This is a genomic window from Parabacteroides sp. AF39-10AC (assembly GCF_003635405.1).
Taxonomy (GTDB): Bacteria; Bacteroidota; Bacteroidia; order Bacteroidales; family Tannerellaceae; genus Parabacteroides; species Parabacteroides distasonis.
Map to the genome: position 1 here is coordinate 34721 of NZ_QTLP01000012.1, position 12024 is coordinate 46744.

At 43.2% G+C, this 12024-nt stretch carries 9 protein-coding genes; 4 read left to right on the forward strand and 5 right to left on the reverse strand.

The window, feature by feature from the left end; translation table 11 throughout:
* Nucleotides 1-5: 5 nt before the first annotated feature.
* From DW033_RS12355 to DW033_RS12375, 5 genes are all read right to left on the reverse strand, one after another.
* Nucleotides 6-701: a histidine phosphatase family protein gene (locus tag DW033_RS12355; RefSeq protein ID WP_008773916.1), complete on the reverse strand. Its 696-nt coding sequence runs from the start codon at nt 699-701 to the stop codon at nt 6-8.
* The gene (locus DW033_RS12360) at nt 677-1345 is read right to left on the reverse strand and encodes an AAA family ATPase (protein ID WP_009018373.1); all 669 of its coding nucleotides are present in this window, start codon (nt 1343-1345) and stop codon (nt 677-679) included. The genes DW033_RS12355 and DW033_RS12360 overlap by 25 nt, the downstream gene beginning before the upstream one ends.
* Nucleotides 1323-2144: a manno-octulosonate cytidylyltransferase gene (locus tag DW033_RS12365; RefSeq protein ID WP_122144449.1), complete on the reverse strand. Its 822-nt coding sequence runs from the start codon at nt 2142-2144 to the stop codon at nt 1323-1325. The genes DW033_RS12360 and DW033_RS12365 overlap by 23 nt, the downstream gene beginning before the upstream one ends.
* Nucleotides 2145-2155: 11 nt before the next feature.
* Nucleotides 2156-3415 (reverse strand): sialidase family protein, encoded by a 1260-nt coding sequence (locus DW033_RS12370; RefSeq protein ID WP_122144450.1) that lies wholly within the window; start codon nt 3413-3415, stop codon nt 2156-2158.
* Nucleotides 3416-3639: 224 nt separating this feature from the next.
* Nucleotides 3640-7095 (reverse strand): DUF6383 domain-containing protein, encoded by a 3456-nt coding sequence (locus DW033_RS12375; RefSeq protein ID WP_122382780.1) that lies wholly within the window; start codon nt 7093-7095, stop codon nt 3640-3642.
* A gap of 998 nt (nt 7096-8093) precedes the next feature.
* Here DW033_RS12375 and DW033_RS12380 point away from each other — a divergent pair.
* The 4 genes from DW033_RS12380 (at nt 8094) to DW033_RS12395 (ending at nt 11942) form a co-directional block, all read left to right on the forward strand.
* Nucleotides 8094-9035 (forward strand): Rpn family recombination-promoting nuclease/putative transposase, encoded by a 942-nt coding sequence (locus DW033_RS12380; RefSeq protein ID WP_122297529.1) that lies wholly within the window; start codon nt 8094-8096, stop codon nt 9033-9035.
* A gap of 125 nt (nt 9036-9160) precedes the next feature.
* Nucleotides 9161-9928, forward strand: coding sequence for a 5'/3'-nucleotidase SurE (surE, locus tag DW033_RS12385; RefSeq protein ID WP_122382781.1), 768 nt, complete (start codon nt 9161-9163; stop codon nt 9926-9928).
* 24 nt (nt 9929-9952) lie between these two features.
* The gene (gene lpxB, locus DW033_RS12390; RefSeq protein ID WP_122382782.1) at nt 9953-11086 is read left to right on the forward strand and encodes a lipid-A-disaccharide synthase; all 1134 of its coding nucleotides are present in this window, start codon (nt 9953-9955) and stop codon (nt 11084-11086) included.
* A gap of 94 nt (nt 11087-11180) precedes the next feature.
* Nucleotides 11181-11942 (forward strand): NigD-like protein, encoded by a 762-nt coding sequence (locus DW033_RS12395; protein WP_005861100.1) that lies wholly within the window; start codon nt 11181-11183, stop codon nt 11940-11942.
* Nucleotides 11943-12024 lie beyond the last annotated feature (82 nt).

The following is a 12024-nucleotide window of genomic DNA, read 5'->3' on the forward strand; positions in this document are numbered from 1 at the left end:
ATTTATCATTTAAAAAGTTTATAAGCCTTTATTCCCCAATCCGTACACCTCCAATGATCACCCACACAATCGAATATACAAACCCCACCTGTCGGAACCTTAATATCATGAGTCGCACAGAAATCCTCATAATTCCCCAGAATATAGGGGGAGAAACGCATCACTCCATTGGAAGAGACTAGTAACCAAGTCTCACCATCAGGGATACTAGCCGCCAAATCCTGCCAACCGCTTATCAGTTTCTCTACATCTACGTTCCATCCTAACGGTACCACGGCCTTCTCATTCCATTGGGCGATCACGGAAAGTCCCCTCTCCACGATCCGATCTTCCGTTAGGTCTTTCCGGTCCATTCCCTCCTTTTCTAAATAGAGAGATCCCAAACGTTTTATTACATGATCTTCTACCATATTCTCATCCGGCCCATAATCAATCTCTTTAAGACGTAAGTCTTGAATGATAGGCAAATCCACATTCATTTCCTCCAAGATATAGTTAGCGGTCTCCAAGGTGCGTTTTAAGGGGGCCGAAATCACCTTGTCGATCACAATCCCCTTTTCACGTAAATAACGTCCCGCAGATCTAGCTCGTTCCTCCTCTACCAGAGGCAAATCAGTTCTAGCTCCAACCCGAGTCGGAGTCTCTCCCGCACGAAACGTATTACCATGCCGTACGATCACAAGTTTTCTACATTTTTCCATGGTTGTATTAATTTAAAGTCATCTACTATTTTTTGATATTCAGGTAACAAATCTATCAAGCAATCCCAACGTTTTTTCACTTGCTCCTCCGGGAAAAAACGATTCCTCCGAGCCAATCTTTTGATAACCATTTCTGGTGTCGCATCGATGCACACCATATGAATCCGATATCCAAGACTCTTTATCTTCTTATACAAATCCACATGTTCTCTCAACGCATTACTATGTTCAAATAAAATAGGCCACCCATTCCTCAATCCCAACAAAAGAAGACGGTAACCTAAAAAACGAGCAGGAAGTTCCCAACGTAAGAACGCTTTCTCCCTATCTAGCGAGCAATCCGCTTGATACCCGGATAATGCCTCCATAATAGCGTCGAAAGCGATATGCAAACAAGGTCCATTCTCTGATAGCCATTCCTCCGCCCAATACGATTTACCGGATGCGGGTATACCACATATATTCAAGAGTAAGGGTGATTCCGATGTCCGCATATCCACCTTTTGGCTGTCTACCCAACAGTCAAAATCCATCCATACCGGACCAGCATCACAGCCAGAAGGTAGAACCTCCTCCAAAGTATGGTAGGGAGATAAAATAGAATCTACGATTCCATCTAAGTCACGAAAGATCGAACTCTCCATACTTCTCAAGTATTTCCTCAACCCGTTTGACATCTTCCGGGGAATCAACCCCGCTTGTTGTCTCACGTCCCCGATAATCGACGTCTACGACCCTCATTTTGATGCCATTCTCTAAGAAGCGCATCTGTTCCAATCCTTCTATATAAGAGCGTTCATACACAGACGGAGGTAATGAGAAATAAGACTCGAGGGCTCGACCGCTATACGCATATAAACCCACATGCCGCCTGACAGGGCTTTTAGGCAAAAGATCCCTAGCCTGATCCTCCTTACGGATAGCGGGTATGGTTTGTTTCGAAAAAGCTAAGGCATATCCCAGCCGATCCACCAATACCGTCGTGCCGGAATAAGGGGTTTCCTTTTTCATCGCCAGTAATTGATCGTATTCGCTCCATCCCAACAAGACCGAGGCGGTAAGGACATCCGCCTTCTCCTTTCTCCATGTATCGATCAGATCTTGCAAGATCCAAGGAGGACACGTGGGATTATCGCCTTGCAGATTTATTATCAGTCCGGGATTGGTGTCCTGTTTCCTTACCGCCTCATAGCAACGTTCCGTACCACTTTTACAATTCGTGGAAGTCATCATCACCGGAATCTCCCGGGATTCGCAAAACGAGACGATGCGCTCATCATCCGTAGCTACCAAATAAGAACAAGACTCATTTTTGCGACATACAAAATCCGCTATATCCGAGACCCGTTTTATCATCTCTATACCTTTAATCTTAACCAAAGGCTTACCCGGCAACCGGCTTGAACCATATCGAGCCGGTATTACAATCAGTACTTTTTCCATAATCACTTCATTTAATAGATTAACATTCTAAACCGTTTAATTTTATAATATGTAATACAATCAGAGTATTGAGGGTCCTTTGTATGATCATCCGCCGCACGGCAAACCACGTGCATATCCTCACCTACGATACATAGCGAAGGATAATTTCTTGAATATAATTCATTCCCTTGGCAAGCGATCATCCCAGCCATACACCAGTCCACACAATTCTTCGAGAATAATAATTGTAAACGATGCCTCTCATTATTCGGGAGTCCATACCGGGAAGTCTCAGGTAATGAGCTTATCGTCCGCATAGAATCGAAAGATTGATTGGATGCCATCCAATACAACCGGGATATCTCATCATACACTATAAAGAATTTCAAATGGCCACCGGGAAAGGGCAAGAAAAGCAAGGTCTGTCCGGAAGGAGTCTCTTGAAAGCCGGTTACCATCTGGCCGTTCTTATCTTCCCTCACTTTTAATAAACAAGCGTATCCAATCCCTCCGGTATGCGCACGAAGAAACATATGGAACGTTTTCCCCTCTGGATCATACCAAATATGATGTTTATCCTTTATTTGAACCACTTGAGCCTCCAGCCATCCAGTGGGCGCATTAAAACGACCGGGAGCCAATTCCAGCGGCTTATTGGTCAATGACTCGTAAAAAGGAATACCAACCCCTTCCGGGAAATGTACCTTATCCCTGAAAACAAAAGGATCGGAACGTCGCCAAGAAGACGCATCCAGTAAATCATCGTGAATAGAGCAAGATAGCAAGGTAGGGCTCAAACCCGCCACATTCCAGCCTTCTATCTCCGAGTTATAAAAACGCTGTTCCATCGCCAAGTAAACCCGCTCGTTAGCGAAAAGAACATTACAGGCAGAAGAATGCCATTTCTCACCTTGGGAGAGAAACGAGGGAACGCTCCACGTATTCCCATCATCTTCCGAGCATATAATACATAAATCGCCCGCATTTCCTATGATATATATCTTTTCCCCTATACAAAAAGGGCGGGCATGCCAAAAATTAAAATCCGAGATAAAACACCAACTAGCGCCTTGGTCGTCCGATACAAAAATCTTACCGATACCTAACCGTCTTGTCCTTTCCGTGTACAGCTGCGAAGAAGCATAGATTTCTTTTACCCCCTTGCCGCCCAAGTCGAAAGTCACGACCAAGCGTCCCGTCGAAGTCACGGTGATTCCGGGAGTATAACAATAAATGTCTTCCGGACTAATTGATTTATAGATCAATGTTTCTTGAGTAGATATAATCATAGCAAGAGATTTAAGAGTACAAAAAAAGGTCACGACATTTCTTCACAGAAGTTCTCGTGACCTGAGCTTTTAATTTATTACTTTAGTATTAATACCCCCGCATGTTCTACCATCGCGGTGTACTTGAAGAATCTATCTCCACACGGGAATTTCAGAATTATAAATATCTTCTTAAAGGAAGAGATGGGGGATTCCCCCATCTCTTGACCTATCTATTTGTTTAATTATTTAACAACCACTTTAACAGCTTCCTCACCATCAACAGCTACAGCTACGATACCGGCAGGTACGGCAATTGTTGCGTTATCAGATGTAAGAACTGTCTCAGCGACTACCTTACCTAAGATGTTAGAGATAACTACTGACTTACCAACGGCGCCTTGGATAGTTACAGTACCGTTATCAGTTGTGATGGAAACACCTTCCACAGCTTCGATTGTCTCGTTGTCTGTAGCGATATCGTCACCTTGCTCTACGTTGAAGATCAAAGCGTCGTCACCACCGGTAGCAGTTTCGTCAAACTTAGAATCATCTTTATCAGACAATACCAAGCAACCATTCTGCATTTTCAACCAAGCAGCTTTTGTAGGAGCGATGTCAAGACCGTCTGCCTGCATTGATTCAAACAAGAATGATCTATCAGCCTCAACCTCATTAGCGGCAGCATTTCTGTTAACGAAACGCATTGACCAAGTCACATACTTGTGGTTGTCACCAGATAAAACATATTTGTAAGATACGAAGTTATCCTTGCTTACACCAGCCTTCTTAGCGGCAGCCCAAGCTGCTTCCTCAGCCTTATTTAAAGCCTCAATCGTGATCTCCTCATTCTTCAAGTTCTTGAATTCGTCTCTCAAGATGAACAATGTATCAGCTACACGAACAGCCTCTACGAAACCGGCACGATCATATTTCTTCCACATATAAGCGGCGTCTTTCTTCGCATCGGAAGTATTAGCCTTATCATGTTTCAAAGCGAAATCATGGAAGTTGATCAAATACTTACCTCTCTCGAAACCGGGGATAGCCGGAGTAGCATGTGAACAGTGCGCTGCGTCTACCTTGTTACCTTCATTGTCATAGTGATTATGAGTATATGTACAAGCAACACCCGGTGTACCCTCGAAGTCGTTACGATCGATTGAGATCAAATACTGAGGTTTGATATTACCAGCGCCACGATTTACCCATGCCGTATCAACGATGAATGACAAGCCATCTTCCGTCTTATCCGGAGTGTAGATACCTAAGAAATCGATATCACCATTCATGAAATTCTTGTTGTTCTCAACTTGCAAGTACTCTTTACGATATTTCTCGATGAAACGTAATGTATCAGCCTTGTCACCTTCGTTGCCTTCAAGCTCAAGAGAGTTGAAACGACGGTACAGTGGAGTCTCATCCGGTTCGATAGCGAATGCGGATGTTCTGGATTCTTTCAATACTTGAGATTTCAATGTAGCAGAGCCATCATAGTCAGATACACCAGCCTTGTTGTCATCTGAAATTGAATAATGTACATCGTTTACATCTTTAGTGTCTTTTTCAGTAGACAAGATCGCATAATAACACTTACCCGTTTCTTTGATCTCATTATTCTCCTTGAAGAAGAACGGAGTAACCTCCTCATTTTCGCCTGTAGTCCGATAATCGTTATGAGTAGGTACATTGAACTTATCCTCTTTATTGATAGCTAAGCCAATACCATTTAATTTCACTACATAAGCCGTTCTATAAAGTTGTTTCAAGCCTTTGATACGATCTTGATGTTCTTTCTCTACCTTGAAACCAAACTTCTCTACCGCATATACAGAGCTGTTTGCACTTCTCTTAGCAGTATCTACATTAAAGGCAGATACACCAACATTAACTGTCAAAGTTGAGTCTTTAGAAGACTTAGCGATGTATTTATCCGTCGCATACGGATGCCAGTAATTAAATGTATATTTATTAACCTTCAACTCATCGTTCGTTAAGTTCTTATAACCTAACAAAGAATCAGATACAGCCTCGGCCGGAACCTCTACAAAACGTAAGTCACTCTTCGCTGCTACTGTAAATTTAGAAGAAACACCATCTTGTGTTAATTCTACATTGCTTTTTGTATATACATATTCCGTATCAGCATTCTTATACAAACTAAATGTTCCTTTCGCATCCTCAAACTCACGGTTAGTAGCTGTTACTGAAGACAGATTATTCTGATCTTTAGCGTTTGTCTTCAAAACAACCCATTGATAGGCTGGCATATGAGCTACATTTTGCTCATCAGCATTCACGGTAGTCCAACGAATCACGCCATTCTCATAGATCGGAGAAGCTAAGTACTCACCCTTCTTGTTCATGATGTAGTAAACACCATCCTTAACAGAGGTCTTTGATTGATCAGCCTCGCAACCACCATAACCTAATTTGATGGTTGTATTCTGTTTGGAATAATCAACGGTCAAGATACGAGTCTCATCCTTGATCAAATCTTGCAAAGACACACGCCAGTTATTTCTTTGGTTGTCTGTCTTTTGATAAATCTCTTTCCAATATTTTACCTTATCATCATCACCTCTCCAAGTGATCTTTTTTACATAGATCTTCAATTCATCTTTGCTAGGAGAATAAACAAATAAGAACTTATGTTGATCTTGTAAATCCCCTAAGCGATCAATAGCCTCTTGTGTTTTGCTAGGACCAGTCCAGCCATAAGCCAAGAACTTGGCACCGGTCTCATTTGTATAAGCTGTATCGACCTTCAAATAAGTGTCCTTATTATCATCGTTCTTACGTGTCACATAAAGCCATTCGCCATTTGTCAAAGTCGCAGTACTGCTAGCATTCACATCGTAATACTTGTTATCACCTGTAGATTCAGCGATAAATTCCTTCTCGTTGAACGGATTCTTTAAGCTGGTACCCTTAACATCCGGAGAGAAATTCAATTTAACACCCGCATCAGCATCCTGCAAATCGAAAATCTTATTCAATTGATCCGCATCTAATACGATATCTTCTGCTTGATACAAAGTAAAGCCAGAGAACGTATTCTTCGCTTCAGTTGAAAGGTTTGAAAGATCTGTAACGTCTGTAGCAGCTGTAGGATCTACCTTTACATCATTCAAGGCATATTTAGCGACCTTGATAGTTCCGTTATCGTTCAACAAACCAATAACAGAGTCTGTGCTAAAGTGAGAATACAAAGGAACATTCTTCTCCAACTTATTCAATACAGAAGAAAAGGCCCAACCAGAGATCTCACCACCGATTATAGGCTTCCACCAATAGCCCTTCTTACCATCCGCACTTTTCAGATCATCACCCATAGCGATATCCAACATCATGCCAGTACCCTTGTTCATGAAATCGAATTTTACCGCTTGACCTTGACTATACGGCTGAGTAGTCACACACCATAACGTATTTTTCAAAACGAAATCCTTATCATTGGCACTCATTGCGACCAATGAATATTCGCCATTCACTTCCTTCATCATCAAGATCTGATCATTCGCATCTCTCAATTGATAAAGACCGCCCTTGGTATCTTTGTCATACGTAGGCAAAGCTTGTGCACTTTTGTTAATGTTAAGAGCCACTCCGTCCTTAACATCAGCAAGATTCTGCGCATTAGCAGATACCGCAGCAACAAGCGCAGCACCTGCCAAAAGAGTAGAAAACTTTTTGTTCATAATAAATAAATTAATATTAATACTAGTGTTTATTAAGATAATCAACCTGTTAGACTAATTGAAAATCGTCGTTTGCTATTAAAAACGACTAGTCTAAACGATCGTCTAAATCTTGCGTTTTTTGAGCGTCGAAACGGGAGGTTCGTTGAAGGAATCGCTTGTTTCGTGAAGGATAACCTATCCTATTGATAAGAAAGAGAATAAGCGATAAAAAAATCGTCTGGAAGGGTTGCAAGTATCGAAGAAACGCGTACCTTTGCAAATGACTAAAAGAATCGATCGTTTAAACTAGTCGTTTCATCTAATGAAAAATATTTACTAATCATACAAACTTTACTCTTCTATACTAATGTATGCACGTACATTTTATATCTATATCAAAATATAGCACTTTGACATTTTGTATTCTTAACTCCCGGAGAATCGACTTTTTCAAGCTCACCCGATAAATAGTGAGGATAATCTCGCAATGTACTTTTATCTACACTTTAATTTGTTTATCACACGTTTCACGTCGGCCAACTTGCTTTATGTCAGTGATATGTTGTGAAGGATGTGAAAGGGAGCGCAGAGATGCCTACGAAGAGTTGTTACCGTTGAGCCTTTCTATTTAATACAAACATTATCGGCTGTCGCTTGCTCTATCTGCCCATGAAATCGTTTCACGGTTGTGATACAATCTTTTCACCTATGCGAAATAATCAGATCATGTAGTGCCTGGCCATACTATCCCTTGGTGGAATATACATTCAGGAAAATTATCCCCACGATTTATCGGCTGATCCGGTATTTGAAGTAGTTACATTATGCCTCTCAAAAAACACGTACGAGTTTTTCGAAAAACATGTACGTGTTTCCGAAAAAACTCGTACGTGTTTTCTTAAAAGCTAAAACGATGCCTATCCTATTAAAAAAGTAGTATCTTTACAACCGGAAGACAGGATGCCCCGTCTCATTATACTATTATTCATTATTAATCACTAAAACCTATAAACACTATGGGAAAATTTATCAATCCCTTCACCGATTTCGGCTTCAAGCACATATTCGGTAGGGAAATGGACAAGGACATACTAATCGAGTTCCTGAACGACCTCCTCGAAGGGGAGCATACGATCATGGACTTGAGGATCATGAACAATGAGCGATTGCCCGAGACAGAGCAAGGAAGGAAAGTCATCTTTGACATTCATTGCGAGACCGACAAGGGCGAACGGATCATAATCGAGATGCAGAACAGGGAACAGCCCCACTTCAAGGACAGGGCCTTGTATTACCTCTCGCACTCGGTGGTGGAACAGGGGATAAAGGGAACATGGGACTATGAGCTGGCGGCCGTGTACGGTGTTTTTTTCTTGAACTTCACGCTAGACGAGGAGAACAGGCCAAACAATAACAGGAACGAAGGAAAGTTCCGAAGGGACATCGTGCTGGCGGACCGAGAGAACGGACAGGTATTCAACCCCAAGTTCCGCCAGATCTATATTGAGCTTCCCCGATTCAACAAAGAGGAGGAAGAATGCGAGACCGATTTTGAACGTTGGATTTATGTACTAAAGCATATGGACACATTAGACAGAATGCCATTCAAGGCACGCAAGGCCATATTCGAGCGGTTGGAACGCATCGGATCCATGGCGAACCTCACCCCCAAACAACGGGCGCAGTACGAGGCGGAGTGGAAGATGTATAATGATTATTATAACACCTTGGACTTCGCCGTTGAGAAAGGCATGAAAAAAGGGATGGAAGAAGGCATGGAAAAAGGATTGCAAAAAGGATTGGAGGAAGGGCTACAGAAAGGTTTGCAAAAAGGAAAAGCAGAAGGACGACAGGAAGAGAAACACTCCATAGCACTTAATCTTAAGAAATTAGGAGTTAGTATAGAGCAAATCGCCTTTGCCACCGGCCTCTCCATAGAAGAAATAGAGAAACTATAATAATCTGAGACCTTTCGCTTGATCAACAACTGATTAGGCGAAAGGACAACTCCCATCCCTCACACCCCAACCATTGTTCGCAAATTATTGTTACCTTTGTACGACAACTATAAGGATAAAACGATATGACAAACGAGAGACCGTTGATTCTGATCACGAATGATGATGGCGTATGGGCCAAAGGTATTAACGAATTGATTGAGTGCCTGAAAGATCTAGGCGATTTGGTGGTATTCGCTCCCGATGGACCTCGTTCCGGGATGGGTAGTGCCATTACATCTTTAGTTCCTATCAAGTATACCTTGTTGAAAAAGGAGGAAGGACTTACCATCTATAGTTGCACCGGGACACCGGTTGATTGCGTTAAATTAGCGATTAATGAGGTTTTGGAGCGCAAGCCCGATCTGTTAGTCTCCGGTATCAACCACGGGGGGAATATGGCTATCTGCGTAAATTATTCCGGAACGATGGGTGCCACCGCCGAAGGCTGTATTTTCAACGTCCCTTCCATGGGTGTATCCTTACTGGACCATGCGGCCGATGCCGACTTCTCCGAATGCTGCCGTCTTGGACGTATGCTGGCACGCCGGGTATTAAAAGAAGGCTTACCGCACGGAACCTACTTAAACCTCAACGTGCCGAAGCTACCGCAAGTGAAAGGATTGAAAGTTTGTCGCCAAGCTGACGGTCGTTGGGTACGTGAATTCAAGCGTTCCGAGAACGCCAGCGGAGAGCCCGTATTCTGGTTGACAGGAGCTTTCGAAAGCGCCAAACCCATCCACCCGGACAATGATATGCTTGCGCTGGACAGCGGATACGCCTCCCTAGTCCCCTGCAAGATCGACGTTACGGACTACAACTTCATGGCCACCCTAAACAACTGGATCCTTTAATTTTCAATTCTCAATTTTCAATTCATGAAGTATTACCTGATAGCCGGAGAAGCCTCCGGAGACCTGCACGCCTCGAATTTGATGGCAGCCTTGAAAGAGAATGACCCGAAGGCCGAGTTCCGCTTTCTGGGCGGCGATCTGATGAGAGCCGTCGGAGGAACCCTTGTCAAACATTACCGGGAAATGGCGTTCATGGGCTTTATCCCGGTATTGCTGAACTTGCGCACCATCTTAAATAACATGAAGACGTGCCAAGAGGATATCCGCCGCTATCAACCAGATGTCGTCATCTTAATTGACTACCCGGGATTCAACCTGAAGATCGCCAAATATGTGAAAACCCAATTGGGTCTCCCGGTATATTACTATATATCCCCCAAGATATGGGCCTGGAAACAATACCGCATCAGGGACTTCCGGCGTTATGTAGATCGTATGTTCTGCATCCTGCCGTTCGAGACCGAGTTTTTCCGGAAGCTTAATTATTCGGTAGATTACGTAGGAAATCCTTCTGTAGACTCCGTAGCCTATTACAAGGAGCATCAAGCGATCCCCAAAGATACATTTATCAAAGAGGAAGGATTGGCCGACAAGCCTATCCTCGCCTTGCTATCTGGTAGCCGCAAACAAGAGATCAAGGATAATTTACCGACCATGCTGAAAGTAGCCTCCGCATATCCCGACTACCAGCCGGTAATAGCCGGAGCACCAGGCATCGATCCTGCCTACTATCAAGAATACATAGGCTCTTATCCTGCCAAGATCGTGTTCGGTAAAACCTATCCCTTGCTACAACATAGTGCCGCCGCCTTGGTAACCTCCGGCACGGCAACCTTGGAAACCGCCCTGTTCCGGGTTCCGCAAGTCGTTTGCTACTACGTCGTAGCCGGACAGTTGGCCAGCTTTATTTTCAAGCATTTCTTCCATACGAAATACATATCCCTCGTGAACCTGATCGGGGGACGGGAGATCGTACAAGAACTATTCGGAGCCCGCTTCTCCGAATCGCAAATACAAGACGAGCTAGGACGCATCCTACAAGATCCAGCCTATCGAAAACGAATGCTAGACGGATACGACAAGATTATCCATACGCTAGGAATGCCCGGGGCTTCAAAGCGTACGGCACGGCTAATCGTTGAATCCCTTGGTTCTTAACATCTTTTATTAACGTCTTTTGCAGCATTTCACCCCGAACTTACATCTTTCTTCATAGAACGATGAAATGTGAACTTTTTAAGAAACAAAAGGAATGAAGACGTTGAGAGCTTTTTTATTGGTTATCGGGATCGCTTTAGTATCCCTCACCCTACCCTCTTGCTTAGATGACGATAACTCGTATTCTTTAGGTGATATCTGGATAGCGGTCGCTACCGTAGTACCGGAAGGCAATAACGTATATTACTTACGGCTGGATGACGGTGATAAGCTATGGCCCGCCGCCACCAACTATCCGAACTATCAGCCGAAGCCTAACCAACGTGCCTTGGTTAACTTCACGATATTGGCGGATTCCACCCAAAGTAACCTAGGAGGTTTCTCCCACTATATCAAGGTGAATGCGATCCATAACATCCTTACGAAATCCATCGCTAAGAACGAGGGAGCGGCTAATGATTCTATCTATGGTACGGACCCGGTAAGTATTTATAACAATAATATGTGGATCGGAGACGGATATTTGAATATCTATTTCGAGACACTCTGGGGAGGCAAGACCGCCCACTTTATCAACCTGATCCAACCGGATGCCGAGAATGATCCTTATACGCTGGAGTTTAGGCATAACGCTTACGATGATCCCCAATATACGATCGGGGCCGGACGTGTGGCGTTCAATTTGTCTTCCTTGCCGGATACCAAAGGAGAGACGGTCGATCTTGTCGTAAACTATTGGACTTCCGAAGGGAAACAGGCTTATAAATTAAAATATAATTCGGATAAGACCAAAATGGAGGATACTTCGCAAGGCTATACGAACGATAGTATCTCCAATATAACAGACATGAAATAAACCTTCCCACATAACTTTTATTTTTATCATTTAGTTCAGGAGGAGAGGCGTCGAGATGATGCCTTTCTTTTTTTTGTATTTT

What these genes read in the sequence shown, in the direction of transcription:
- DW033_RS12355 (WP_008773916.1), bottom strand. Translation starts at nt 701, where the DNA reads ATGGAAAAATGTAGAAAACTTGTGATCGTACGGCATGGTAATACGTTT.
- DW033_RS12360 (WP_009018373.1), bottom strand. Translation starts at nt 1,345, where the DNA reads ATGGAGAGTTCGATCTTTCGTGACTTAGATGGAATCGTAGATTCTATT.
- DW033_RS12365 (WP_122144449.1), bottom strand. Translation starts at nt 2,144, where the DNA reads ATGGAAAAAGTACTGATTGTAATACCGGCTCGATATGGTTCAAGCCGG.
- DW033_RS12370 (WP_122144450.1), bottom strand. Translation starts at nt 3,415, where the DNA reads ATGATTATATCTACTCAAGAAACATTGATCTATAAATCAATTAGTCCG.
- DW033_RS12375 (WP_122382780.1), bottom strand. Translation starts at nt 7,095, where the DNA reads ATGAACAAAAAGTTTTCTACTCTTTTGGCAGGTGCTGCGCTTGTTGCT.
- DW033_RS12380 (WP_122297529.1), top strand. Translation starts at nt 8,094, where the DNA reads ATGGGAAAATTTATCAATCCCTTCACCGATTTCGGCTTCAAGCACATA.
- surE (WP_122382781.1), top strand. Translation starts at nt 9,161, where the DNA reads ATGACAAACGAGAGACCGTTGATTCTGATCACGAATGATGATGGCGTA.
- lpxB (WP_122382782.1), top strand. Translation starts at nt 9,953, where the DNA reads ATGAAGTATTACCTGATAGCCGGAGAAGCCTCCGGAGACCTGCACGCC.
- DW033_RS12395 (WP_005861100.1), top strand. Translation starts at nt 11,181, where the DNA reads ATGAAGACGTTGAGAGCTTTTTTATTGGTTATCGGGATCGCTTTAGTA.